Origin of the sequence: Pseudomonas brassicacearum (genome assembly GCF_003732265.1) — a bacterium.
Lineage (GTDB): Bacteria > Pseudomonadota > Gammaproteobacteria > Pseudomonadales > Pseudomonadaceae > Aquipseudomonas > Aquipseudomonas brassicacearum_D.
On record NZ_MOBK01000009.1, the window covers coordinates 141,767 to 166,742 of the forward strand.

The window sequence follows — 24,976 nt, forward strand, 5'->3', positions numbered from 1 at the left end:
TGATTCGTCACTGAATCAGCCGTTGGGCAGGTGCATTACAGGATGTTGAAAGGAATGGTGGTCACGAGGCGGAACTCGTTGATGCTGCCATCACCCTGGTTTTCACTGGCGCGGTGAGCGGTGTAGGTCGCGCGAACAGTGGTGGCCTTGAGCGGGCCGCTCTGAATGGCGTACGTAGAACCGATGCCGTATTCGTAATGATGCTCGCCGTCCATGTTCTTAACGTCGTAGGCAGTGCCGGTGTAGTGAGTACCGTCGATGCCCCAGCCGCGAGCCTGATAGATGTTGAACTTCAGGCCTGGCACGCCGTATTCAGCCATGTTCAGACCGTAGGCAACCTGGAAGGATTTCTCGTTCGGGCCGTTGAAGTCCGACAGCAGGGAGTTGGCCAGGTAGATGCCGTTGGTTTCGTGCAGGTAGTCGAAGTACTCGTTACCGTTAATTTCCTGGTACGAGAAGGTCAGGGTGTGAGCCTGGTGAGTCAGGCCGAACGACAGGGAGCCAGCCTGGTTGTCGATTCCGCCCAGCAGTCTTTTACCTTCGTCGACGGTCTTGTAGTAGTTCAGACCGGTGGTCAGGCTCAGTACCGAACTGTCACCCAACACGTGGCTGGCGCCAAAGTAGTACTGGTTCCAGAAGTCTTCGGCCTGGGTCGCCCACAGGCTGGTGGTCAGGCTGGCGAAAGGGGTATAGGTGAGACCTGCCGTATTGACGTGATCGGTTTCAGCCGTAATGTTTTGGTATTCGGAGCGGAACTTGCTCAGGCTTTCTTCGGTACGCGGCGAAACGCGGTCAAAGGTCCCCAGGTCGAAAGCCAGGTTGTTCAGCTCTTCGCTGTGGACCGCGACGCCCTGGAAGCTCGAAGGCAGTGGACGGTTACCGATCACATCGACCTGCGGGCTGCTGAAGTTCATGCGGCCGGCGGTCAGGGTGGTGTTGGAGATGCGCGCCTTGACGTTGGCCAGGCCTAGCTTGCTCCACTGACCTTGAGCGTCGCCGCCTTCTTTGGTCAGGGTACGGTTGTTGCCCGCGCCTGGACGGGAGCCCGGTGCGCCACCGTTGTTGGAAGCCAGGTTCTCGCGATCGCGTTCCAGAGCAACAGCGTTGTAGGCGGCCACTTCGGTGCTGAAACCTACAGTGCCTTCGGTGAAGCCGGAGTTGTACTTGACGATGGTGCCTTGAACCCAGTTGATACGACGATCAGTCGGGGTGGCTACACCGTCTTTGCGGTAAGTGAACTTGCTGCCACGTTTCAGTTGTTCGTTGGCGTACCAGTTGCGTGTGGTGCCGGAGATGGATTGACCTTCGACGAAGCCCGTTGCATCAGCTTGTGCACTTTTGGTGTTGACCGTCACCGGGGTGAATTCCTGGCTCTGGGTTTCTGCGTACGCCGAGGCGGTTACGCTGCTGATGGCCAAGGCCAATAACGCGGTGCTGCTCAGTTTCATGGGTGAAGCTCCTTACTTTCTTTTTTTTGATGCCGGTCTTATTGGGTGATCCGGCTATTTGGTTTAGAACTCATACATGGCATCGCAAACGTTTGCTGTAAGCCGAATTGACGAATTACGGCAATACGCTTGCGTGAGGGCGTGCTACGCCCCCAGCGTTCTGGCTAATCGGTTATTGGTCGATACTGACGCCCGAGAACACGTTGCGGCCGAAGGGGCTGACTTTGAACCCTTCGACTTTGGCGCTTAACGGCTGGTTAACCGTCGAGTGGGCGACTGGCGTGATTGGCACCTGCTGTTTGAGGTACTGCTGCGCCTGTTTGTACAGCACGGTGCGTTGGTCGCGGTCGGTGACGACCTTGGCCTGCTTGACCAGCTTGTCGTAAGCCGGATCACACCACATGGAGTAGTTGTTGCCGCCAATGGCGTCGCAGCTGTAAAGCGTGCCGAGCCAGTTGTCCGGGTCTCCATTGTCCCCGGTCCAGCCGATCAGGCTGATGTCGTGTTCGCCATTCTTGGTGCGCTTGATGTACTCGCCCCATTCATAGCTGACGATCTTCACTTTGAGACCGATTTTTGCCCAGTCAGCCTGGAGCATTTCGGCCATCAACTTGGCGTTCGGGTTGTAAGGGCGCTGAACGGGCATCGCCCACAGGGTGATTTCGGTGCCTTCCTTCACGCCGGCAGCCTTGAGCAATTCCTTGGCTTTTTCCGGGTTGTAGGCGGCGTCCTTGATCGTTTCGTCGTACGACCATTGGGTCGGCGGCATGGCGTTGACGGCCAACTGCCCGGCGCCTTGGTAGACGGCGTTGAGAATGCTTTGCTTGTTCACCGCCATGTCCAGCGCCTGACGCACTTCGAGCTGGTCGAAAGGCTTGTGCCGAACGTTGTAGGCGATGTAACCGAGGTTGAAACCAGGCTTCTCGATGAGCTTGAGTTTTTCGTCGTTCTTCAGCGCAGTTACATCGGCAGGGCGAGGGTGCAGGGTGATCTGGCACTCGTTGGCCTTGAGTTTCTGTACTCGCACCGAAGCGTCGGTGTTGATGGCGAAAATCAGGTTGTCGAGCTTGACCCGGCTCGGGTCCCAGTACTGCTTGTTGCCGGTGTAACGGATGTTGGAGTCTTTCTGATAACTCTTGAACACAAACGGCCCAGTGCCGATCGGCTTCTGGTTGATGTCGCTCGGTTTGCCGCCCGCCAGCAGCTTGTCGGCGTATTCGGCGGACAGGATGGCGGCAAAGCTCATGGCGATGTTCTGGATGAACGCGGCGTCGACGCTGTTGAGCGTCATGACCACGGTCAGCGGCCCGGTCTTTTCGACCTTGGCGATGTTCTTGTTCAGGCTCATCCCGTTGAAATACGGGAACTCGGTCGGATAAGCCTTACGGAAAGGAAGTTGCGGATCGAGCATGCGATTAAACGTGAACAGCACGTCATCGGCGTTGAAGTCACGGGTCGGCGTGAAGTAGGGAGTGGTATGAAACTTCACCCCTTCGCGCAGGTGAAAGGTGTACTTGAGGCCGTCTTCGGAAATATCCCAACTGGTGGCCAGGCCCGGTACGACATTGGTCGCGCCTTTTTCAAACTCTGCCAAACGGTTGTACAGCGGCTCGGCGGCGTCGTTATCGGTCGCAGTGGTGTACTGCGCCGTATCGAAACCGGCGGGGCTGCCTTCAGAGCAGAACACCAGGCTGTTATTGGCGGCCTGGCTGATGGAAGTGGCGGCCAACAGGCCGGTGCCCAGTAATGCGGATAAAACCAAGGAATGGCGCATGACGCTCCCTCTTGTAATCACGAGTGTTTTGACAATGAGCCGCCGTCCCGTCCTGGAACGTGGAGGATCATTGACTTCAAACCATGCTTTTCAGCAATAACCGAGTGCCCACACATGAGCTGGTCAGAACCCGACGGTATGACCCGTGGATCTGGCAGTAAATGCGTAGAGTCCTAAAGACTCGTAGGAAATGGCAACACGTCCGACCCCGCGGCCGTAGTACGTGGCGGAATTGGATGTAAGAGTTTTCCTACTTTCTCGGCAGATAAAGCAACGGCGACGTCAAAAACGTCGCCGTTGCAAAACCTTATTTGCTGACGCTGACGCCGTAGAAGGAGTTCAAGCCAAACGGGCTGATCTTGAAATCCTGCACTTCGTTGCGCATTGGTTGGAACACCGTCGAGTGAGCGATAGGTGTCATTGGAACTGCATCTTTGAGGACGTGTTGCGCCTGTTTGTACAGTTCGGTGCGCTTGGCCTGGTCGGTCGTGCGCTTGGCTTCTTTTACGATGCCGTCGAACTTCTTGTCGCACCACTTGGAGAAGTTGTTGCCTTCCAGCGAATCACAGCCGAACAGCACGTTCAGCCAGTTGTCCGGATCACCATTGTCGCCGCTCCAGCCAATCAGCATGGCCTGGTTCTCGCCACCTTTGGAGCGCTTGATGTACTCGCCCCACTCGTAGCTCTGGATCTTGACCTTGAGGCCGATCTTGGACCAGTCAGACTGCAGCATTTCTGCCATCAGCTTGGCGTTCGGGTTGTATGGACGCTGTACCGGCATCGCCCAGAGAACGATTTCGGTGCCCTCTTTCACGCCGGCTTCCTTGAGCAGCTCTTTGGCTTTCTCAGGGTTGTACGGCGCATCCTTGATGGTGGTGTCGTAGGACCACTGGGTCGGAGGCATGGCGTTGACGGCCAGTTGGCCGGCGCCTTGGTACACGGAGTCAATGATCTGTTGCTTGTTGACGGCCATGTCCAGTGCCTGGCGAACCTTCAGTTCGGCCAACGGGTTTGCATCCGTTTGCCCTTTGACTTTAGGCATCACGTTGTAGGCGATGTAACCCAGGTTGAAACCTGCCTGATCAGGCACTTTCAGGGTCTTGTCTTCTTTGAGCGCCTTCAAGTCGGCTGGACGCGGGAACAGAGTGATCTGGCACTCGCCCTTCTTCAGCTTCTGGATACGCACCGACGGGTCGGTGGTGATGGCGAAGATCAGGTTGTCGATCTTGACGTCGTCAGGCTTCCAGTAGTCTTTGTTCCCGGTGTAGCGGATGTTGGAGTCTTTCTGATAGCTCTTGAACACGAACGGACCAGTGCCGACCGGCTTCTGGTTGATGTCCGCCGCTTTGCCTTCTTTCAGCAGCTGGGCTGCGTACTCGGCGGACTGCACCGAGGCGAAGCTCATGGCCATGTTCTGGATGAACGCGGCATCCACTTCTTTCAAAGTGAACTTGACGGTTTTGTCGTCGACTTTATCGATCTTGGTGATGTTGGTGTCCATCCCCATGTCGGTGAAGTACGGGAATTCAGTCGGGTACGCCTTACGGAACGGGTCATCCTTGTTAATCATGCGATTAAAGGTGAACAGCACGTCATCGGCATTGAAGTCACGAGTCGGCTTGAAGTACGGGGTGGTGTGGAACTTGACGCCATCACGCAGGTGGAAGGTGTACGTCAGGCCGTCCGGGGTAATGTCCCAGCTGGTCGCCAGGCCAGGAATCACGGCGGTGCCGCCGCGCTCGAACTGGGTCAGGCGGTTGAACATGGTTTCTGCAGAGGCGTCGAAGTCGGTTCCGGTGGTGTATTGACCCGGATCGAAACCGGCCGGGCTCCCTTCGGAGCAGAACACCAGGTTAGTCGCGGCTTGGGCGAAGGGTGCGCTAGCTAACAAGCTGGCGCCGAGTAAAAACGGAATGACCGCGTTTTTAAGCATGGTGGCCTCATGTTTGTTGTCATTTTTGGAATTAGAGGACGACCTCGTGAGTCGACCTGCGGATACTTATGCAGGGGCCGTACCCAATGCAAGATGCAGAGCGACCACAGGCGTTAAACAGTGGCACGTACGTACCTTAATGTCGCATTTGTATAAATTCACGCGCATTTGACCGTTTGCGCGGGTTTTTTTCGGTGCAACCGGCGCACCGCAGCGGGGCAGTTGGCGGGGCTTGCGCACCCGGTTGGAGCGTGGTGTTACTTATTTATACCCACGCTTTGGGGGCTGAATGTGTTGGGTGGGGGGACTGTTTGGGATTGAGAATGTTTTGCGCCGCGGTGGGTTGCTGTTGAGTTTGGGGGCGTGTGGTAGGTATTTGTTGTTTAAAGGATTTGTTGTGGCGGTGGGTGCAGTTTGACTGGCAGGTGTTTGTCAGTGGACATCTTGGTTGTTGATCTAATCAGTACATTTGTGGCGACGGTTGGCGCACGGTCGTGGGCTATGCATTTATAGGTGGTACTGGGTGCAACCTTGGCTTTTTGTTGGTGGCGCCTTTGTCGATGGCGGTGTACATATCCATTCCTGCGGTTACGGCCACTTAGGGTTTCGCCCTTACGGCGACTCACTTTTTTTTCAAACGCCAAAAAAAAGTAAGCAAAAAAAGGCTCGCCCCGAGCGTCCGGCCCCTCGCCTAGGCTCGGCGTTCCTTCGCTCCGGTATCCATCCGGGGACACTGCCCTCCGGTCTGCTTCGCTACGACCTACATGCAGCGTGTTCGACTGCGTCGAACGGCGCTGCGCGCCACTCCCCGGATGAACACCTCCACTCAGCCTCCCGAAGGGGCGGGCAGATCAAAAGCTGCAGGCGAGCTAACGCTCGGCCTGATGAGTGGTGAGGAGCAACGGCTGTACGACGATTTACTGAAGGAGTGAGCCTGCTCGCGATGGCGGCCTGAAAGCCGACCAATCTCTATCTGATGTACGTAGATCAAAATGTGGGAGCGAGCCTGCTCGCGAAGACGGCCTCACAACAGCTAAATTTCTTTCTGCCACCCCCCCACTGCTCATTCCCACGCTCCCGTGTGGGAATGCCGCCAGGGACGCTCCGCGTTCCGTTTTGTGTTGAACGATGTGTAAAAAACACAGAGCTTTCCCACGCATTTTTCAGGTTGCCGGGTAGGAAGCAGTGCCCCTAACCTCTGGCTGTCGCTGCGATTTCAGCGACCGGGTGTGGAAACCTGGATCTTTTAGTAGCCGCATAGCTGGACCATCGTAATCGTTGCCGACGTCTTCTTTCGTCTGCAAACTGCGTCATGGCGGCTGTGCGTGGGCAGACTTCGGTCTGGCCGGGTCCTACTAACCGGTATTTCCACCCTGCGTGCAGCCGCCACCTAATTGTCGTGTGGAAACGACATTGGATGGCTCCCATTTATAAGTAGGAGCATTCCATGGATAAGTTAATTCCCGATCCACCCATCACCCCCGAAGCTGAAACCGAAGCCGAAGACTTACGCGCCGAGACGCTACTAAAAGACCGCGAAGCCATAAAACGCGCCCTCGATTACTACCTCGATCCCCCCGACCAATACACCGAAAAACCCCGCCGCCCCAGCACGATGTATATGATCGCCCCGAACATGGACACCGAAAGCCTGCTGGCCCAGGCCTGCGAGTCATTGGCCTCTGCCAGCGTCATGACCAGTGATTTCGCCGCCAACCTGATCGGCCCGCAGCGTAATACGGTGTTGGCGATTCAGCAGATCATCATGCTGGCGGAGTTGGCGGTGAATCGCGCCTTGGATAACGTCGATCCGGCGTAGTAGTTCAAAGACCGCGTTATCGTCCTTCGCGAGCAAGTCGAATCGTCGCACCGCCGCTCCCACATTTAACCGAGATCCTGCATAAGAAGGCGGTCGAATGTGGGAGCGAGCCTGCTCGCGAAGGCGGTGGGCCAGTCACTACATAACCTGAAGGGTCCACCCCGACTTTTGGCAGGCAACAAAAAACGGCGATCACTCCAGTGATCGCCGTTTTTATGTACGGACTATCGAATCAAGGCATCAACACTTCAATCGCCCCATCCGCCGTCATGCTGACCTGACTGGTGCCCGCTTCAACATCCGGTGTCACCGGCGCGGCATCCATTGCGGCAGCTTTCATCATCATCGGGCCGCGCATGTACGGTTGTGGATAACCATTGCTGTTCAGGTTCAGGTTAACAATCTTGTAGCTCTTGCCACCCAGCGCATCGGTCGCCAGTTGTGCGCGCGCCTTGAAGGCGGTCACCGCTTCTTTAAGCAGTGCATCTTCGCTGGCCTTGCGGGTTGGTGTGGCGATGGCGAAGTCCATGCCGCCCATTTTCAGGTCGGTGAGCAGTTCGCCGGTCAGTTTCGACAGGGCGGCGAAGTCCGGGCTTTCCAGGCGCAGTTCGGCGCGTTCACGCCAGCCGGTGATTTTCTGGCCCTTGGTGTCGTAGATCGGGTAGCTGTTGCGGCTGCCCTGGCGCAGGGTGATGTCTTTGACCTGTTTGGCCTGGGCCAGTGCTTTGTTCATGGTGGTGCTGACGTCGGCGGCGAGTTTGGCCGGGTCGGTGTTTTGGTCTTCGGTGTAAAGGGTCACGATCATCAGGTCGCGAGCCACTTCCTGGCTGACTTCGGCGCGCAGGGAAATCTGGTTGTAATGCAGCTCGTCGGCGGCCAGGGCCGGGAGGCTGGCGAGGGTGCCGGCACTCAGGGCGAGGAGGGCGGTGCAGCGGCGCAATGTGTGCATGAAAGCTCCTTGGGCGATGCGCAGGTGTCAGGTCCGAGCCTGCGTGAAACCATCAGACTCTAGCTTTAATGATCCGGTTCGCACAGTTACAACTTCTATACAGATAGAAGGAAGGTGACCCTGTGGCGAGGGGGCAAGCCCCCTCGCCACAGGGAAATACAGGGTGCCCAGGCTGTGGCGCTTTGCCGCACTTTTGCCTGTCAGCCCCCGTGCTTGGTTATACTCCGTGCGATCCGCCTGGAGCGCTCATCAGGAGAGCTCATGCTCGCCCCCGTTCAAATCACTTCTGCCACTCGCCAGAACCTCTGGCGGCTGACGTTCATCCGCACGTTAGTGCTCGCCGCTCAGGCCGGTTCCGTCGGGTTGGCCTATTGGCTCGACCTGCTGCCGCTGCCGTGGGTGCAACTGGCAATGACCCTCGGTTGCTCGACGCTGCTGTGCGCATTCACCGCGGTACGACTGCGCACGACGTGGCCGGTCACCGAGCTGGAATATGCGTTGCAATTGGCCTGTGACCTGTTTATCCACAGTGCCCTGTTGTATTTCTCCGGCGGCTCGACCAACCCGTTCGTCTCTTATTACCTGGTGCCGCTGACTATCGCCGCGGTGACGTTGCCATGGCGTTATTCGGTGATCCTCTCGGGTATCGCGTTGACGATGTACACCTTGCTGCTCGCGCGGTTCTACCCGCTGCAAACTTTCCCGATCGCCCGGGAAAACCTGCAGGTCTATGGCATGTGGCTGAGCTTCGCGCTGGCGGCGGCGGTGATTACCTTTTTTGCCGCGCGCATGGCCGAAGAGCTGCGCCGTCAGGAAGAGCTGCGGGCGATTCGGCGTGAAGAAGGCCTGCGTGACCAGCAATTGCTGGCGGTAGCGACGCAAGCGGCCGGCGCGGCGCATGAATTGGGCACGCCGCTGGCGACCATGAGCGTGTTGCTCAAGGAAATGCGCCAGGACCATCACGACCCGTTGTTGCAGGACGATTTGAGCGTGCTGCAGGATCAGGTCAAGCTGTGCAAGGAAACCTTGCAGCAACTGGTGCGCGCCGCCGAGGCCAATCGCCGTTTGGCGGTGGAGATGCAGGACGTCACCGACTGGCTCGACGAAGCGCTGAACCGCTGGCACCTGATGCGCCCGGAAGCCAGTTACCGCTTTCAACGCCTGGGCCAAGGTACCGTGCCGCGCATGGCGCCGCCTCCGGACCTGACCCAGGCGCTGCTGAATTTGCTGAACAACGCCGCCGATGCGTGCCCCGAAGGGCTGCAAGTGACGCTGGACTGGAACGCCGAAGACCTGACCATCAGCATCCGCGACCACGGTGCCGGTGTGCCGCTGGCCATCGCCGAACAGATCGGCAAACCGTTTTTTACCACCAAGGGCAAAGGTTTCGGCCTGGGCCTGTTTTTGAGCAAGGCCAGCGTGACACGCGCCGGCGGCTCAGTGAAACTCTACAGTCATGAGGAAGGCGGCACGCTCACCGAGCTGCGCCTGCCCCGTGTCGCCCGAGGAGACGAACATGAGTGACGATATCCAGGTTGAAGGCGAAGAACTGCCGCATTTGCTGTTGGTCGACGACGATGCAACCTTTACCCGCGTAATGGCCCGTGCCATGGCCCGCCGTGGTTTTCGCGTCAGCACCGCCGGCTCTGCCGAAGAAGGCCTGACCATCGCCCAGGCCGACCTGCCGGATTACGCCGCGCTGGACCTGAAAATGGACGGCGACTCAGGCCTGGTCTTGCTGCCCAAGCTGCTGGAGCTGGACCCGGAAATGCGCGTGGTGATCCTCACCGGTTACTCGAGCATCGCCACCGCCGTCGAGGCGATCAAGCGCGGCGCCTGCAATTACCTGTGCAAACCGGCCGACGCCGACGACGTGCTGGCAGCGCTGCTGTCCGAACACGCCGACCTCGACACCCTGGTGCCGGAAAACCCGATGTCGGTGGACCGTTTGCAGTGGGAGCACATCCAGCGTGTGCTGACCGAGCACGAAGGCAACATCTCGGCCACGGCCCGCGCCCTGGGCATGCACCGCCGAACCCTGCAGCGCAAACTGCAGAAACGTCCTGTGCGCCGCTGAACGGGCGCTGAACGATCATCGCCAACCCTCGCGATAACGCGAGCCGATCTACTATGATCGGTTCGTGTGTGTTCTTTTCTCTATCGAGCCTTATCCATGAATCAGAACGCTGAATATTCCGCGGTCAACGATGCCGTGCGCGAGCAGTTTTTCCGCAAGGTCTGGGCGATGATCACGCCTTACTGGCGCAGTGAAGAGAAGGTCAAGGCCTGGACGTTGCTGATAGCCGTGATTGCCTTGTCGCTGATCAGCGTCTGGATCGCGGTGTGGTTCAACAACTGGAACAAGGATTTCTACAACGCCCTGCAAAAAAAGGACGAGGCGTCGTTCTGGAGTTTGATCCTGTACTTCTGCGCGATTGCCGCCGTGGCGATTGTCTGCGGGGTGTATCGACAGTATTTGACTCAGATGCTGACCATCCGCTGGCGGGCCTGGCTCACTGAGAAGCATTTTGCCCGATGGCTCGCAGACAAAAATTACTACCAGTTGGAGCAGGGCGGTTATACCGATAACCCGGACCAGCGGATTTCCGAAGACCTTAACAGTTTTACTTTAAATACCCTGGCGCTCGGGATCGGGCTGCTGCGCAACGTTGTCAATGTGGTCACGTTTTCGATCATTTTGTGGGGGGTGTCAGGCAGCATTGAGGTGTTCGGCTTCACTGTTCCAGGGTACATGTTCTGGTGTGCGCTCTTTTACGCGGTGGTGGGCAGTTGGCTGACGCATTTGATCGGTCGGCGCTTGATTGGCCTGAACAACCAACAACAACGCTTTGAAGCTGATTTGCGTTTTTCGATGGTGCGGGTACGCGAGAACGCTGAAAGCATCGCGCTGTACAACGGTGAGCCCAACGAGAACCGTCGTCTGAGCAGTCGCTTCGGCATGGTTTGGCATAACTTCTGGGACATCATGAAGGTGTCCAAGCGCCTGACCTTCTTTACTTCCGGTTACAGCCAGATCGCCATTATTTTCCCGTTTATGGTCGCCGCACCGCGTTACTTCGCCGGCAAAATCGAACTCGGTGAACTGATGCAAATCAGCTCGGCGTTCGGCAACGTTCAAGAGAGTTTCAGCTGGTTTATCAGCGCGTATCAGGACCTCGCTGCATGGCGTGCTACCTGTGATCGTCTGCTGAGCTTCCGCCAGGCCATGACCGACAACGAAGAGCGCCAACCGGCCATCGACGTACAGAATCAGGGTGATGAACTGAACATCCACAACTTGGGCCTCGATCTGGCGGACGGTCGTCATCTGCTGACCAACGCCAACATGGCGGTGGAAGAGGGTGATCGCGTGATGCTCAGCGGTCGTTCCGGCAGCGGCAAATCCACCTTGTTGCGCGCGATGGGGCACCTTTGGCCCGCCGGCCACGGCAGTATCCGTCTGCCGTCGGCGCGCTACCTGTTCCTGCCGCAAAAGCCGTACTTGCCGATTGGCACCTTGCGTGAGGCGCTGAGTTATCCACAGGCTGGCGATACCTACCCGCAGGAACGCTACGTCCACGTACTGGAAACCTGCCGTTTGCCGCATCTTGTTGCACGTCTGGATGAGGCGAACCACTGGCAGCGCATGCTCTCGCCGGGTGAGCAGCAACGGTTGGCGTTTGCCCGAGCGCTGCTGTATGCACCGCAATGGCTGTACATGGACGAAGCGACCTCGGCGATGGATGAAGAGGACGAAGCGTCACTGTATCAAGCGTTGATCGATGAGTTGCCGGGGCTGAGCATTATCAGCGTCGGGCACCGTAGTAGCTTGAAACGTTTCCATCCACGGCATGTTCGAATCGAGAACGGCCACTTGGTGGACCAGACAGTAACCGCGTAAACACCGCCGCCCCTGTGGGAGCGGTGTTCAACCCGACGGTGATCGTACAACCGCGTTGAGCTATGATGCGGTTTCAGCCGAATTTTCGAGACAGATGTTCACCATGGAAAACCCGATCGACACACCACGCCTCCCTCGCAAGCGCCGCAGCCTCGCACAGGAATTGGTGACGGTGCTGTCCGAGCAGATCCGCGACGGTCACCTCAAGCGCGGCGACAAATTGCCCACCGAGTCGGCGATCATGGATGCCCATGGCGTCAGCCGCACGGTGGTGCGCGAAGCGATTTCCCGTTTGCAGGCGGCAGGGCAGGTTGAAACCCGTCACGGCATCGGCACCTTCGTGCTCGATACCCCGAGCCCGAGCGGTTTCCGCATCGACCCGGCGACGGTGGTCACTCTGCGTGACGTGTTGGCGATTCTCGAATTGCGCATCAGCCTCGAAGTGGAGTCCGCGGGCCTCGCCGCGCAACGTCGCAGCGACGAGCAACTTGGTTTGATGAGAGCTGCGCTGGACGCTCTCAACGAAAGCGCTTCCCATGCCAGCGATGCGGTGGCCTCGGACTTCCAGTTCCACCTGCAAATTGCACTGGCGACCGGTAACCGCTACTTCACCGACATCATGACTCACCTCGGTACCAGCATCATTCCGCGTACGCGGCTGAACTCGGCGCGCCTGGCCCATGACGACCAGCAGCACTACATGAATCGCCTGAGTCGTGAACACGAAGAGATTTACGACGCCATCGCCCGCCAGGATTCCGATGCGGCACGGGCCGCGATGCGCTTGCACCTGACCAACAGCCGCGAGCGGTTGCGTCATGCGCATGAAGAGGCTGAGGCGCAGCGGGTTTAGTTTTCCGGTTCGGAATTTTCTGCCGCCTGCTGGAATGCCTTCGCGAGCAAGCCCGCTCCCACAAGGGATCTTCGGCGAACACACTATTGGTGTTCACCTCAATCAAATGTGGGAGCGGGCTTGCTCGCGAAGGGGCCAGTAGCCTTGTTACTAAATGGTCAGACTAAGCGCAGTATCGACCGATCCACCCTCACCGCCAATCCAGCCACCCCAGGCTTGGCCTCAAACACAACATCCCCACGCCCATCCACTACTGCCCGAGCAATCACCACACCCTTGGACAACAACTCCAACGGCGCCCCCTTCATTGATTGCCCCGAAGCCAGTTCCAGTTTCAATTTAATAGTCATCATCGATCTCCTTATCAGGCAACGTTGCCGGTGGGTGTGTAGTCCTTGAGCAGCAAGTAAGTACTCCAGCCCCACCAGTCGTCGACGGTGGCAGTGTCGTTCAGGTTATTGACGTCCTTGCGTCGCAGCACCTTGCTGCCCTCGACCCTGAACAATGGCGAAAAATTGCCCGCCGGGTTCAGCACGGCTTGCAGGTCCGGCAACTTTTTCAAGGCGCTGAAATTGCTCGGCGATGGAGCGACTCCGCTGAGGTATGCCGCGAAGATTTCATCCGCAGACAGTTGAACCGCTTGATTGACCTGCACCCGATTGGCGCTGTCGATCGCGTCGAAGTAGCGTTTGTCGCCATACGCGCGCCATTGATCGCCGATGCCATTACGTACATTTAGGCCGAACTTGCTGTCTTCGTCATGCATGAAGCGGGTGATCAACGAGCCCAGGTCGGTGGGTGTGACCACGGCTGCCAACTGCTTGCGCGGTACACGCAGGTGACCCGCGGAAAACAGGTCAGTCAGGTAGTGATCAGCAAAAGCATTCATCGCGTAGGCGATTTCCAGCTGTTTTTCATCACCACTGTTTTTCGCCAGCACGGCTTGCTGCACCGCCGCCGTGTGGCCTGCGATATAGGCCGCCACGGCCCCTTCGGCAAAGTGGTCGGTATTGTTGGCGGCCAGCTTCAGATAACGTCCCAACGGGAACAGCGCCGAGACGAAACTGCCGCCGCCGGTGATCTTGTTCCACTCTTCCGACAACGTATCTCCGAGGGCGTCGTAGGCTTCATGGGGCTGTTTGCCGTCCAGGATCGCCTGCTTCACGGCGGCGATTTCCTTTTGCATGACCCCGAGGATCAGCTTGGCCTCGGCATTCGCGGCCGGCAGCACCGCCAGCGAGTTGAACGCGTTGGAGAAGCGCTGGATTCGGTCCGGCGCGGTGGCGCCTTCGCTGATTGGTTGCTCGGGAATCCCGTAGAAATCACCGCCCAGTGCAACGACCTCGCCATAGGTCAGCGCGAGCCCGTTGGGCAAATGCAGTTCGACCTGTGAGGCCGGGATCGCGGGGGCATCCTTGATGAAACGCAGCAGCGTGCTATCGCCGATAGCGGTGTGTTCACCACCCTCGAACCTCAGTTGCGGCATGCCATTCAAGGCTTTGCCGGAAGGGGAGGCGGACGGTTGCGGTGCGTGGTTGTGAAGTGTGCCCAGGTGCAGCACCAGCGATTCATGGCCGCTGATCGCAATGCCGTGCTCACTGAAAAGATCATCAAAAACGGCAATGACCTGCTTGGGTTTTTCCTGGGATTGAGTGTGTAGACCTGACATTTCTAGCTCCTTGATATGTCGTAGGCGGATTTCAAATTAACTGTATGTATATACAGTTAAATCGATCTTAGCCGAGAAATTTCCTACGTCAAGGAAAGAACCTCTCCTACATAAAAATGCAGACGGCGATGAAATGCAGTTGACGGTTATTATTTAAGTTGTACGATGACCTACAACTCGGCGAAAGCTGAACGGTTTCCTCACACACATACGTTGCTACCCAGGGTGTTCGAATAATGAATCCACAAGAACTGAAGTCCATCCTCTCTTCCGGCCTGCTGTCTTTCCCGGTTACCGATTTCAATGCTCAGGGCGATTTCCATCGCGCGGGCTACATCAAGCGTCTCGAATGGCTGGCCCCATACGGCGCCACGGCGTTGTTCGCCGCGGGCGGCACCGGTGAGTTCTTCTCTCTGGCGGCCAGCGAATATTCGGAAATCATCAAGACTGCCGTCGACACCTGCGAAACCAGCGTGCCGATTCTGGCCGGCGTGGGCGGTTCGACCCGTCAAGCCATCGAGTACGCACAGGAAGCCGAGCGTCTGGGCGCCAAAGGCCTGTTGCTGCTGCCGCACTACCTGACCGAAGCCAGCCAGGACGGCGTTGCCGCCCACGTTGAAGCCGTGTGCAAATCGGTGAAAATCGGCGTAGTGGTCTACAACCGTAACGTCTGCCGCCTGACCGCTCCGTTGCTGGAACGTCTGGCCGAGCGCTGCCCGAACCTGATCGGCTACAAGGATGGCCTGGGCGATATCGAACTGATGGTGTCGATCCGTCGTCGCCTCGGCGATCGCTTCAGCTACCTGGGTGGTTTGCCGACCGCCGAAGTCTACGCCGCTGCTTATAAAGCGCTGGGCGTGCCGGTTTACTCCTCGGCGGTGTTCAACTTCATCCCGAAAACCGCGATGGATTTCTACCACGCCATCGCCCGCGAAGATCACGCCACCGTTGGCAAGATCATCGACGACTTCTTCCTGCCGTACCTGGACATCCGTAACCGTAAAGCCGGCTACGCGGTGAGCATCGTCAAGGCCGGGGCAAAAATTGCCGGTTATGACGCAGGCCCTGTGCGTGCACCGCTGACCGATCTGACGGCCGAAGAGTACGAAATGCTCGCCGCGCTGATCGACAAGCAAGGTGCGCAGTAACACACCCGATTAAACAAGGCCGCTGAGTGATCAGCGGCCTTTTGCGTGAGGAGATATTCCGTGGCAGATGCAAAGCGTTTCGATAACTACATCAACGGTGAATGGGTGGCGGGCAGTGATTACTGCGCCAACATCAACCCGTCCGAACTGACCGACACCATCGGTCACTACGCCAAAGCCGATCTGGCTCAAGTCCACGCCGCCATTGACGCCGCTCGCGCCGCGTTCCCGGCCTGGTCGACTTCGGGCATTCAGGCGCGTCACGATTCGCTGGATAAAGTCGGTACTGAAATCCTCGCCCGTCGCGAAGAACTTGGCACCTTGCTGGCCCGTGAAGAAGGCAAGACCCTGCCTGAAGCCATCGGCGAAGTGACTCGCGCCGGTAACATTTTCAAGTTCTTCGCCGGTGAAACCCTGCGTCTGTCCGGCGACTATTTGCCGTCGGTACGCCCGGGTGTAAACGTTGAAGTGACTCGCGAAGCGTTGGGCGTGGTTGGCCTGATCACCCCGTGGAACTTTCCGATCGCCATCCCGGCGTGGAAAATCGCCCCGGCACTGGCCTACGGTAACTGCGTCGTGCTGAAGCCAGCCGATCTGGTACCGGGTTGCGCCTGGGCCTTGGCGGAAATCATCTCCCGTGCAGGCTTCCCGGCTGGCGTGTTCAACCTGGTGATGGGCAGCGGTCGTGTGGTTGGCGATGCGCTGGTGCAGAGCCCGAAAGTCGACGGCATCAGCTTCACCGGTTCCGTCGGTGTCGGTCGTCAGATCGCCGTCAGCTGCGTGTCGCGTCAGGCCAAGGTTCAGCTGGAAATGGGTGGCAAGAACCCGCAGATCATTCTCGACGACGCTGATCTCAAGCAAGCGGTCGAGCTGTCGGTACAAAGCGCGTTCTACTCCACCGGTCAGCGTTGCACCGCCTCCAGCCGTTTCATCGTGACCGCCGGCATCCACGACAAATTCGTCGAAGCCGTGGCCGAACGTATGAAGTCGATCAAGGTAGGTCACGCGTTGAAAACCGGCACCGACATTGGTCCGGTGGTTTCCCAGGCTCAGCTTGAACAAGACATGAAGTACATCGACATCGGCCAGTCCGAAGGTGCGCGTCTGGTCAGCGGCGGTGGTCTGGTGACTTGCGACACTGAAGGCTACTACCTCGCGCCAACCCTGTTTGCCGACAGCGAAGCCGCGATGCGCATCAGCCGCGAAGAGATCTTCGGCCCGGTGGCCAACGTGGTTCGCGTCGCGGATTACGAAGCGGCACTGGCCATGGCCAACGACACCGAGTTCGGTCTGTCGGCGGGCATCGCTACTACCTCGCTGAAGTACGCCAACCACTTCAAGCGCCACTCCCAGGCCGGGATGGTGATGGTCAACCTGCCGACCGCTGGTGTGGATTACCACGTTCCATTCGGCGGGCGTAAAGGCTCATCCTATGGCTCCCGCGAGCAAGGTCGCTACGCGCAAGAGTTCTACACGGTCGTGAAGACCAGCTACATCGGTTCCTGATACACGCAATACCTGTGGGAGCTGGCCTGCCAGCGATGGCATCACCGCGGTGTGACTGACATACCGAGGTGCCCGCATCGCTGGCAGGCCAGCTCCCACAAAAACGACACCGTTATTACCCGCATAAAAATAATCAGTGGGAGTACATCTACATGCAAGCGACCAAGCCGACCCATGTCCGCTATTTGATCCTGCTCATGCTTTTCCTGGTGACCACGATCAACTACGCCGACCGTGCGACCATCGCCATCGCGGGCTCCAGCCTGCAAAAAGACCTCGGCATCGACGCGGTCACCCTCGGCTACATCTTCTCTGCATTCGGTTGGGCCTACGTGGCCGGGCAAATTCCCGGTGGCTGGTTGCTGGACCGTTTCGGTTCGAAAAAAGTCTACGCACTGAGCATCTTCACCTGGTCGCTGTTCACCGTGCTCCAGGGCTACGTCGGTGAGTTCGGCATGTCCACGGCGATCGTTGCGCTGTTCATGCTGCGCTTCCTCGTCGGCCTTGCCGAAGCGCCATCCTTCCCCGGTAACGCACGCATCGTGGCGGCCTGGTTCCCGACCGCTGAACGCGGTACCGCGTCTGCGATCTTCAACTCGGCGCAATACTTCGCCACCGTGCTGTTCGCACCGCTGATGGGCTGGATCGTCTACACGTTCGGCTGGCAGCATGTGTTTGTAGTGATGGGCAGCATCGGCATCGTGTTCTCGCTGATCTGGCTGAAAGTTATCCACAGTCCGCGTCAACACCCGATGATCAACGAGGCCGAGTTCAAGCACATCGCCGAGAACGGCGGCATGGTCGACATGGACCAGGACAAAGGCAAAGGGCAAGCCGCCGGCAAACCGGCTGAAGGTCCGAAATGGGACTACGTGCGTCAGCTGTTGACCAATCGCATGATGCTCGGTGTCTACCTGAGCCAGTACTGCATCAACGCCATTACCTACTTCTTCCTGACCTGGTTCCCGGTGTACCTGGTGCAAGAACGCGGCATGACCATCCTCAAGGCCGGTTTCATTGCCTCGTTGCCGGCGATCTGCGGCTTCATCGGTGGCGTGTTGGGCGGTGTGATTTCCGATTACCTGTTGCGCAAAGGCCACTCCCTGACCTTCGCCCGCAAGGCGCCGATCATCGCGGGCTTGCTGGTGTCCAGCAGCATCGTGGCGTGCAACTACGTTGACATCGAATGGATGGTCGTGGGCTTCATGGCTTTGGCATTCTTCGGCAAAGGCGTGGGCGCGTTGGGCTGGGCGGTGGTGTCCGACACCTCGCCAAAACAGATCGCCGGTTTGAGTGGCGGCCTGTTCAACATGTTCGGCAACATTGCGTCGATCACCACCCCGATCGTGATCGGCTACATCATCAGCTCCACCGGCTCGTTCAAATGGGCGCTGGTGTTTGTCGGTTGCAACGCACTGGTCGCGGTGTTCAGCTACCTGGTGATCGTCGGTCCGATCAAACGCGTGGTACTCAAGGAGCCGCCAGTCAGCGGTCCTGAAATAAACAACAAATTGTCACAAGCGCATTCCTGAGGAGCGGCGTCATGCAGTTGATTGAACATTCCGACTCGCCGCGCTACATCCGCCTGCACGAGCGGGACAACGTAGTGATCGTGGTCAATGACCAGGGCGTGCCGGCCGGCACCGAGTTTCCCGATGGCCTGGTGACCGTGGACTTCGTGCCACAGAGCCACAAAGTCACGCTGGAAGACATTCCCGAAGGCGGCCAGGTGATTCGTTACGGCCAGACCATTGGCTACGCCTTGCAGCCGATTCCGCGCGGCAGCTGGGTCAAGGAAGATCAACTGCGCATGCCCACCGCGCCACCGCTGGACAGCCTGCCGCTGTCCACCGAAGTGCCGGCGGCGCAGGCCCCGCTCGATGGCTATACCTTCGAGGGTTATCGCAACGCCGACGGCACCGTCGGCACGCGCAATATTCTGGGGATTACCACGACTGTTCAGTGCGTCACCGGTGTGCTGGATCATGCGGTCAAGCGCATCAAGGACGAGTTGCTGGCCAAGTACCCGAACGTCGACGACGTGGTCGCGCTGACTCACAGCTACGGCTGTGGTGTGGCGATTACGGCGGCTGACGCGTACATCCCGATCCGCACCGTGCGCAACCTGGCGCGCAACCCGAACCTGGGTGGCGAAGCGTTGGTGATCAGCCTGGGCTGCGAGAAATTGCAGGCCGGGCAGGTGATGCACGAGAACGACAGTTCGGTGGATTTGAGCGAGCCGTGGTTGTACCGCTTGCAGGATTCGAGTCACGGTTTCACCGAGATGATCGAGCAGATCATGGCGTTGGCCGAAACCCGTTTGAAGAAGCTCGATCAGCGTCGCCGGGAAACCGTGCCGGCGTCCGAGCTGATCCTCGGCATGCAGTGTGGCGGCAGCGATGCGTTCTCCGGCATCACCGCCAACCCGGCGCTGGGGTTCGCCTCGGACCTGTTGCTGCGTGCCGGTGCGACGGTGATGTTTTCCGAAGTGACTGAAGTGCGCGACGCCATCTACTTGCTGACGTCGCGTGCGCAAACCCAGGAAGTCGCTCAGGAACTGGTGCGGGAAATGGACTGGTACGACCGCTACCTGGCCAAGGGCGAAGCGGATCGCAGCGCCAATACCACGCCGGGCAACAAGAAGGGCGGGTTGTCGAACATTGTCGAGAAATCCCTGGGGTCGATCGTCAAGTCCGGCAGCAGCGCGATCAACGGGGTGCTTGGCCCTGGCGAGCGTTTCAAGCGCAAGGGCCTGATCTTCTGCGCGACCCCGGCCAGTGACTTTGTCTGCGGGACGTTGCAATTGGCGGCGGGGATGAACCTGCATGTGTTCACCACAGGGCGTGGTACGCCGTATGGCCTGGCGATGGCGCCGGTGGTCAAGGTGTCGACCCGTACGGAACTGGCGCAGCGCTGGCCGGATCTGATCGACATCGATGCCGGGCGGATTGCCACCGGACGGGCGTCGATCGAGGACCTTGGCTGGGAGTTGTTCCACTACTACCTGGACGTGGCCAGCGGCAAGAAACAGACGTGGGCCGAGCAGCACAAGCTGCATAACGACATCACCCTGTTTAACCCCGCGCCGATCACTTAAGACCGAGTCGCCTGCTTCGCGAGCAAGCCCGCTCCCACACTGGATTGGCGTCGGCCAAATATTTTGTGATCGACGCCGGATAAATGTGGGAGCGGCGGTGCGACGATTCGACTTGCTCGCGAAGGCGGTCTACCAGACGCCAGAGTCTCCAGTGGCTTATCATTAGCCCCTAACGACGCTCACCCAAGGTTCCCCCCGGCATGCTGGCAATCTTCCTCGAAACCCTGAACATCACCGCGCCGGTGTTTGCCATGCTGTTTCTGGGGGTGTTGCTCAAGCGCATTGGCTGGATCAACGACAACTTCATCCACACGGCGTCGGCCCTGGTGTTCAACGTCACCATGCCGGCGTTGCTGTTTCTGGGCATCCTGCATGCCGACCTGCACGCCGCGCTACAACCGTCGCTGCTGATCTACTTCTCGATTGCCACGCTGGTGAGCTTCGCCATCGCCTGGGTCTGGGCGATCTGGAAGTGTCCGCGTGAAGACCGGGGGATTTATACCCAAGGCGCGTTTCGCGGCAACAACGGGGTCATCGGCCTGGCGCTGGCGGCGAGCATGTACGGCGCCTACGGGATTTCCCTCGGGGCGATTCTCGCGGCGTTGGTGATCCTGTTCTACAACACGCTGTCGACCATTGTGCTGGCGGTGTACAGCCCGGTGATCAAGTCCGATCCGTGGAGCATCTGCAAAAGCGTGATGGGCAATCCGCTGATCATCAGCGTGTTCGCGGCGGCGCCGTTTGCCTATTTCAAGATCGGCTTGCCGGGATGGCTGGAGACGTCCGGGCAGTACTTGGCGCAGACCACGTTGCCGCTGGCGCTGATCTGTATTGGCGGCACACTGTCGCTGGCGGCGTTGCGCAAGAGCGGCGATATGGCGCTCAGTTCCAGCCTGGTGAAGATGATCGGCCTGCCGGTGTTGACGACCCTTGGGGCGTGGCTGTGGGGCTTTCGTGGGGCGGAGTTGGGGATTCTGTTTTTGTACTTCGGCAGCCCGACGGCGGCGGCGAGTTTTGTGATGGCCCGTCAGGCTGAGGGGAATCATGAGCTGGCGGCGGCAATTATCGTCATCACCACGCTGATGGCGGCGGTGACCACCAACATCGGGATCTTTTTGTTGCAGTGGGGCGGGTGGATCTGACTTTAAGATCTGCAGTGGTTTATAGGGCCTCTTCGCGAGCAAGCCCGCTCCCACATTAGATTGGCACCCGTCCCCTATTTTGTGTTCTACGCCGAGTCAGTGTGGGAGCGGGCTTGCTCGCGAAGACGGCTAAACAGTCACCACAAATGCCGGATTTACTCCGGCTTCTGATAACTCTCAATCACTTCCTGCGCCGCCCGAAACGCATCAATCGCCGCCGGCGCACCGGCATATACCGCGCAATGCAGCAGCGTTTCACGAATCTCTTCCACCGTGCAGCCGTTGTTCAATGCACCGCGCACATGGCCTTTCAATTCCTGCGGGCACTTCAGCGCCGTCAGTGCGGCGAGGGTGATCAGGCTGCGGGTTCTCAACGCCAGACCCTCGCGGTTCCACACAGCGCCCCATGCGTGTTCATTGACGAAATCCTGCAACGGCTGGGTGAACTCGGTGGCATTGCCCAGTGCGCGGTCGACGAAAGCGTCGCCCATCACTTGGCGGCGGACTTCAACGCCAGGTTTTTTATTGTCAGTCATGGCACATCCCTCTTGTGGTGTTGGCGACGCCAGGCGAGCAGCGACGTGAACAGCAGAAACGCCACCAGCGTCGGCAGAACGAAAAACAGCATCAGGTGTTCGAGCTTGCCGGCCAACGGCATGCCGGTGGTGAACGACACCACGTGCAGCCCGTACGCCAGGTACAAACCCAGGCACAACAAACCTTCGGCCCGGGTCACCCGGTAGCCGGTGTAGAACAGCGGCAGACACAACACCGCGACGCCGAGCATCACCGGCAAGTCGAAATCCAGGGCGTTGGGTGAGACCGACAGCGGCGACGGCGCGATCAACGCCGTCACGCCGAGCACGCCCAACAGGTTGAACAGGTTGCTGCCGATCACGTTGCCCACGGCGATGTCACGCTGACCACGCAGGGCGGCGATCAAGGAGGTGGCCAGTTCCGGCAGGGAGGTGCTGATGGCAACGATGGTCAGGCCGATGATTCGCTCCGACAATCCAAGGTCGGTTGCCACCACCACGGCCGCCCCCAGTAGCAGATGTCCCGCGTAGACCAGCATTCCCAGCCCCGCCACGATCATCAGCAGGCTGCTGAACCAGGGCGCGGCCTGACTGTGCGGATCGCTCGACGGCGGACGGGCGGAGTGCCGCGACTGGCGCAGCAGCAAGCCCAGGTACAGCGCCAGCGCCGCCAGCAGGATCATGCCATCGCTGCGGGTCAGTTGTTCATTCCAGGCCAGGACGAACACCAGCAGGCTGGCGCCGATCATCAGCGGAATATCCAGGCGCACCAGTTGCCGTGAAACCCGCAGCGGAATGATCAGCGCCGAGAGCCCGAGGGTGACGAGAATGTTGAAGATGCTGCTGCCGATCACGCTGCCGACGGCGATGTCGGCGTTTTCCGCGAGGGTGGCTTGCAGGCTGACGGCCATCTGCGGCGCACTGCTGCCGAGGGCGACGATGGTCAGGCCGATGATCAGTGGCCGCACATGCAGCCGCGCCGCCAGGCGCACGGCGGCACGCACCATCAGCTCCGCGCCGATGATCAGTAGAACCAGGCCGCTGAGCAGTTCAATCACGCTGATCAGGGGTAAATCGGCAAGTCCGAAAATGGTCGGTGCTCCGTCTGTCAGTCGTCGAGGGCTTGCACGCGAACCTTGGCGGTGCCGCTGCTGATCATGCCCAGGCGTTCGGCGGCTGCATGGGACAGATCAATCAGGCGCCCACGGGTATGCGGCCCACGGTCGTTGATGCGGACCACGCAGGACTTGTCGTTGTTCAGGTTGGTGACCTTCACCCGCGTGCCGAAGGGCAACTGGCGGTGGGCGGCGGTCATGGAATTCTTGTCGAAACGTTCGCCACTGGCGGTGCGTTTACCTTGGTGTTTGGCGCCGTAATAGGACGCCGTACCGGTCTTGTCGTAGCCGTGTGGATCGATGACATCGTTACTGGCGCAACCGGCCAGCAGGGCGAGCAGGGCGCAGGCACCGAGTAGACGCTTCATTTAAGGGTTTCCACAAACAAATGTGGGAGCGGGCTTGCTGTAGATAGCGGGGCTTTTTGTGGCGAGGGGGCTTGCCCCCGTCGGGGCGCGAAGCGACCCCAATATCTGAATTCCGGATGCAACTGACACATCGAGTTATCAGGATTTGGGACCGCTGCGCAGTCCAACGGGGGCAAGCCCCCTCGCCACAGAAGCCCTGCAGTCATAACAAGCCCGCTCCCACAGGGGGGGGAGCCAGGCTTTGAAACTGGCTCCATTCTCATCAGCCTTCGAGCTTGCTTTTCAGCAGTTCGTTGACCTGTTGCGGGTTGGCCTTGCCTTTGGAGGCTTTCATGGCCTGGCCGACGAAGAAGCCGAACATCTTGCCGCGTTTGGCTTCGTCTGCTGCGCGGTACTGTTCAACCTGTTCGGCATTGGCCGCGAGCATTTCGTCCAGCACCGCCGAGATCGCGCCGGTGTCGGTCACTTGCTTGAGGCCGCGCTTGTCGATGATCTCGTCCGCGCTGCCTTCGCCGTTGGCCATCGCTTCAAACACGACCTTGGCGATCTTGCCGGAGATGGTGTTGTCCTTGATGCGCAGCAGCATGCCGCCCAGTTGCTCGGCCGACACCGGCGAGGCTTCGATGTCCAGCCCTTGCTTGTTGAGCAGGCTGCCCAACTCGACCATCACCCAGTTTGCCGCCAGTTTGGCGTCGCCGCCGATGCTCGCGACTTTCTCGAAGTAATCGGCTTGCTCGCGGCTGGTCGCCAGCACGCTGGCGTCGTAGACCGACAGACCGAATTGTTCCTGGAAGCGCTCGCGTTTTTGCGGTGGCAATTCCGGCAGGGTCGCGCGCACGTCGTCGAGGAACGAGTCTTCGATGACCACGGGCAGCAGGTCCGGATCGGGGAAGTAACGGTAGTCGTTGGCTTCCTCTTTGCTGCGCATCGGACGGGTTTCGTCCTTGTTCGGATCGTACAGACGGGTTTGCTGGATCACTTTGCCGCCGTCTTCGATCAGCTCGATCTGGCGCTGCACTTCGCTGTTGATCGCCTTCTCGATGAAGCGGAACGAGTTGACGTTCTTGATTTCGCAGCGAGTACCGAACTCAACCTGGCCTTTCGGACGGATCGACACGTTGCAGTCGCAACGCAGCGAGCCTTCGGCCATGTTGCCGTCGCAGATGCCCAGGTAACGCACCAGCGCGTGGATGGTCTTGACGTAAGCCACGGCTTCCTTGGCGCTGCGCATGTCCGGCTCGGAAACGATTTCCAGCAGCGGCGTGCCGGCACGGTTCAGGTCGATGCCGGTGGCACCGTTGAACTCTTCGTGCAGGCTTTTGCCAGCGTCTTCTTCCAGGTGTGCACGGGTCACGCCGACACGTTTGATCGTGCCGTCTTCCATGGCGATGTCCAGGTGGCCCTTGCCGACGATCGGCAATTCCATCTGGCTGATCTGGTAGCCCTTCGGCAAGTCCGGGTAGAAATAGTTTTTACGGGCGAACACGTTGTGCTGGCCGATCTCGGCGTCAATCGCCAGGCCGAACATCACCGCCATGCGCACCGCTTCCTGGTTCAGCACCGGCAGCACGCCGGGCATGCCCAGGTCTACCAGGCTGGCCTGGGTGTTCGGCTCGGAACCGAAGGTGGTGGAACTACCGGAAAAGATTTTCGACCGGGTGGTGAGCTGGGTATGAATCTCCAGCCCGATCACGACTTCCCATTGCATGTGTTTCTCC

General features: G+C 59.1%; 20 protein-coding genes. 10 read left to right on the top strand and 10 right to left on the bottom strand.

Features of this window, described 5'->3' with window-relative positions:
• Positions 1-35: 35 nt before the first annotated feature.
• From BK660_RS23335 to BK660_RS23345, 3 genes are all read right to left on the bottom strand, one after another.
• Entirely contained in the window at positions 36-1,448 is a 1,413-nt protein-coding gene (locus tag BK660_RS23335) for an OprD family porin (RefSeq protein WP_123435288.1), read from the bottom strand.
• 172 nt (positions 1,449-1,620) lie between these two features.
• On the bottom strand, positions 1,621-3,222 hold the full coding sequence (locus tag BK660_RS23340) for an ABC transporter substrate-binding protein (protein WP_123435289.1): 1,602 nt from the start codon (positions 3,220-3,222) through the stop codon (positions 1,621-1,623).
• A 307-nt stretch (positions 3,223-3,529) separates the two neighbouring features.
• On the bottom strand, positions 3,530-5,155 hold the full coding sequence (locus BK660_RS23345; RefSeq protein WP_123435290.1) for an ABC transporter substrate-binding protein: 1,626 nt from the start codon (positions 5,153-5,155) through the stop codon (positions 3,530-3,532).
• Positions 5,156-6,602: 1,447 nt separating this feature from the next.
• On the opposite strand from BK660_RS23345, the gene BK660_RS23355 reads away from it, so the two are divergent.
• Complete coding sequence (locus tag BK660_RS23355; RefSeq protein WP_123435291.1) at positions 6,603-6,974, top strand: DUF6124 family protein; 372 nt, start codon at positions 6,603-6,605, stop codon at positions 6,972-6,974.
• 232 nt (positions 6,975-7,206) lie between these two features.
• On the opposite strand, the gene BK660_RS23360 is transcribed toward BK660_RS23355, so the two are convergent.
• The gene (locus BK660_RS23360) at positions 7,207-7,923 is read right to left on the bottom strand and encodes an SIMPL domain-containing protein (protein ID WP_123435292.1); all 717 of its coding nucleotides are present in this window, start codon (positions 7,921-7,923) and stop codon (positions 7,207-7,209) included.
• Between the two features lie 261 nt (positions 7,924-8,184).
• Here BK660_RS23360 and BK660_RS23365 point away from each other — a divergent pair, with 261 nt between their 5' ends.
• The 4 genes from BK660_RS23365 (at position 8,185) to BK660_RS23380 (ending at position 12,677) form a co-directional block, all read left to right on the top strand.
• Positions 8,185-9,447: an ATP-binding protein gene (locus tag BK660_RS23365; RefSeq protein ID WP_027924502.1), complete on the top strand. Its 1,263-nt coding sequence runs from the start codon at positions 8,185-8,187 to the stop codon at positions 9,445-9,447.
• Positions 9,440-10,000 (top strand): response regulator transcription factor, encoded by a 561-nt coding sequence (locus BK660_RS23370; RefSeq protein ID WP_027924503.1) that lies wholly within the window; start codon positions 9,440-9,442, stop codon positions 9,998-10,000. The genes BK660_RS23365 and BK660_RS23370 overlap by 8 nt, the downstream gene beginning before the upstream one ends.
• Before the next feature lie 96 nt (positions 10,001-10,096).
• Positions 10,097-11,824 (top strand): ABC transporter ATP-binding protein/permease, encoded by a 1,728-nt coding sequence (locus BK660_RS23375; RefSeq protein ID WP_123435293.1) that lies wholly within the window; start codon positions 10,097-10,099, stop codon positions 11,822-11,824.
• 103 nt (positions 11,825-11,927) lie between these two features.
• The gene (locus BK660_RS23380) at positions 11,928-12,677 is read left to right on the top strand and encodes a FadR/GntR family transcriptional regulator (RefSeq protein WP_185045201.1); all 750 of its coding nucleotides are present in this window, start codon (positions 11,928-11,930) and stop codon (positions 12,675-12,677) included.
• A 158-nt stretch (positions 12,678-12,835) separates the two neighbouring features.
• Here BK660_RS23380 and BK660_RS23385 read toward each other — a convergent pair whose 3' ends face one another.
• Positions 12,836-13,027: a hypothetical protein gene (locus BK660_RS23385; RefSeq protein WP_123435295.1), complete on the bottom strand. Its 192-nt coding sequence runs from the start codon at positions 13,025-13,027 to the stop codon at positions 12,836-12,838.
• 14 nt (positions 13,028-13,041) lie between these two features.
• On the bottom strand, positions 13,042-14,346 hold the full coding sequence (locus BK660_RS23390) for a phospholipase (RefSeq protein WP_123435296.1): 1,305 nt from the start codon (positions 14,344-14,346) through the stop codon (positions 13,042-13,044).
• A gap of 236 nt (positions 14,347-14,582) precedes the next feature.
• On the opposite strand from BK660_RS23390, the gene kdgD reads away from it, so the two are divergent.
• The 5 genes from kdgD (at position 14,583) to BK660_RS23415 (ending at position 21,239) form a co-directional block, all read left to right on the top strand.
• Positions 14,583-15,494, top strand: a complete 912-nt coding sequence (kdgD, locus tag BK660_RS23395; RefSeq protein ID WP_027924508.1) for a 5-dehydro-4-deoxyglucarate dehydratase — start codon at positions 14,583-14,585, stop codon at positions 15,492-15,494.
• Positions 15,495-15,554: 60 nt separating this feature from the next.
• A complete protein-coding gene (locus BK660_RS23400; protein WP_123435297.1) occupies positions 15,555-17,000 on the top strand; it encodes an aldehyde dehydrogenase family protein in 1,446 nt (481 codons plus the stop codon).
• Positions 17,001-17,152: 152 nt separating this feature from the next.
• Positions 17,153-18,532: an MFS transporter gene (locus BK660_RS23405; RefSeq protein WP_123435298.1), complete on the top strand. Its 1,380-nt coding sequence runs from the start codon at positions 17,153-17,155 to the stop codon at positions 18,530-18,532.
• Between the two features lie 11 nt (positions 18,533-18,543).
• A complete protein-coding gene (gene garD / locus BK660_RS23410) occupies positions 18,544-20,097 on the top strand; it encodes a galactarate dehydratase (protein WP_123435299.1) in 1,554 nt (517 codons plus the stop codon).
• 200 nt (positions 20,098-20,297) lie between these two features.
• A complete protein-coding gene (locus BK660_RS23415; RefSeq protein ID WP_123435300.1) occupies positions 20,298-21,239 on the top strand; it encodes an AEC family transporter in 942 nt (313 codons plus the stop codon).
• Positions 21,240-21,394: 155 nt separating this feature from the next.
• Here the strand turns inward: BK660_RS23415 and BK660_RS23420 are convergent, their stop codons facing one another.
• From BK660_RS23420 to gatB, 4 genes are all read right to left on the bottom strand, one after another.
• Complete coding sequence (locus tag BK660_RS23420) at positions 21,395-21,775, bottom strand: carboxymuconolactone decarboxylase family protein (RefSeq protein ID WP_123435301.1); 381 nt, start codon at positions 21,773-21,775, stop codon at positions 21,395-21,397.
• Positions 21,772-22,833 (bottom strand): calcium/sodium antiporter, encoded by a 1,062-nt coding sequence (locus BK660_RS23425; protein WP_123435302.1) that lies wholly within the window; start codon positions 22,831-22,833, stop codon positions 21,772-21,774. Before BK660_RS23425 ends, BK660_RS23420 begins: the two co-directional genes overlap by 4 nt.
• 50 nt (positions 22,834-22,883) lie before the next feature.
• A complete protein-coding gene (locus BK660_RS23430; protein ID WP_027924515.1) occupies positions 22,884-23,258 on the bottom strand; it encodes a septal ring lytic transglycosylase RlpA family protein in 375 nt (124 codons plus the stop codon).
• A 262-nt stretch (positions 23,259-23,520) separates the two neighbouring features.
• Positions 23,521-24,966, bottom strand: a complete 1,446-nt coding sequence (gene gatB / locus BK660_RS23435; protein ID WP_123435303.1) for an Asp-tRNA(Asn)/Glu-tRNA(Gln) amidotransferase subunit GatB — start codon at positions 24,964-24,966, stop codon at positions 23,521-23,523.
• Between the last annotated feature and the right edge of the window lie 10 nt (positions 24,967-24,976).

Bases quoted from the DNA above. Each gene is read 5' to 3' on its own strand.
- BK660_RS23405 (WP_123435298.1), top strand. From the start codon at position 17,153: ATGCAAGCGACCAAGCCGACCCATGTCCGCTATTTGATCCTGCTCATG.
- BK660_RS23370 (WP_027924503.1), top strand. From the start codon at position 9,440: ATGAGTGACGATATCCAGGTTGAAGGCGAAGAACTGCCGCATTTGCTG.
- BK660_RS23380 (WP_185045201.1), top strand. From the start codon at position 11,928: ATGGAAAACCCGATCGACACACCACGCCTCCCTCGCAAGCGCCGCAGC.
- BK660_RS23340 (WP_123435289.1), bottom strand. From the start codon at position 3,222: ATGCGCCATTCCTTGGTTTTATCCGCATTACTGGGCACCGGCCTGTTG.
- BK660_RS23375 (WP_123435293.1), top strand. From the start codon at position 10,097: ATGAATCAGAACGCTGAATATTCCGCGGTCAACGATGCCGTGCGCGAG.
- kdgD (WP_027924508.1), top strand. From the start codon at position 14,583: ATGAATCCACAAGAACTGAAGTCCATCCTCTCTTCCGGCCTGCTGTCT.
- gatB (WP_123435303.1), bottom strand. From the start codon at position 24,966: ATGCAATGGGAAGTCGTGATCGGGCTGGAGATTCATACCCAGCTCACC.
- BK660_RS23365 (WP_027924502.1), top strand. From the start codon at position 8,185: ATGCTCGCCCCCGTTCAAATCACTTCTGCCACTCGCCAGAACCTCTGG.
- garD (WP_123435299.1), top strand. From the start codon at position 18,544: ATGCAGTTGATTGAACATTCCGACTCGCCGCGCTACATCCGCCTGCAC.
- BK660_RS23360 (WP_123435292.1), bottom strand. From the start codon at position 7,923: ATGCACACATTGCGCCGCTGCACCGCCCTCCTCGCCCTGAGTGCCGGC.
- BK660_RS23335 (WP_123435288.1), bottom strand. From the start codon at position 1,448: ATGAAACTGAGCAGCACCGCGTTATTGGCCTTGGCCATCAGCAGCGTA.
- BK660_RS23430 (WP_027924515.1), bottom strand. From the start codon at position 23,258: ATGAAGCGTCTACTCGGTGCCTGCGCCCTGCTCGCCCTGCTGGCCGGT.
- BK660_RS23345 (WP_123435290.1), bottom strand. From the start codon at position 5,155: ATGCTTAAAAACGCGGTCATTCCGTTTTTACTCGGCGCCAGCTTGTTA.
- BK660_RS23390 (WP_123435296.1), bottom strand. From the start codon at position 14,346: ATGTCAGGTCTACACACTCAATCCCAGGAAAAACCCAAGCAGGTCATT.
- BK660_RS23420 (WP_123435301.1), bottom strand. From the start codon at position 21,775: ATGACTGACAATAAAAAACCTGGCGTTGAAGTCCGCCGCCAAGTGATG.
- BK660_RS23415 (WP_123435300.1), top strand. From the start codon at position 20,298: ATGCTGGCAATCTTCCTCGAAACCCTGAACATCACCGCGCCGGTGTTT.
- BK660_RS23385 (WP_123435295.1), bottom strand. From the start codon at position 13,027: ATGACTATTAAATTGAAACTGGAACTGGCTTCGGGGCAATCAATGAAG.
- BK660_RS23355 (WP_123435291.1), top strand. From the start codon at position 6,603: ATGGATAAGTTAATTCCCGATCCACCCATCACCCCCGAAGCTGAAACC.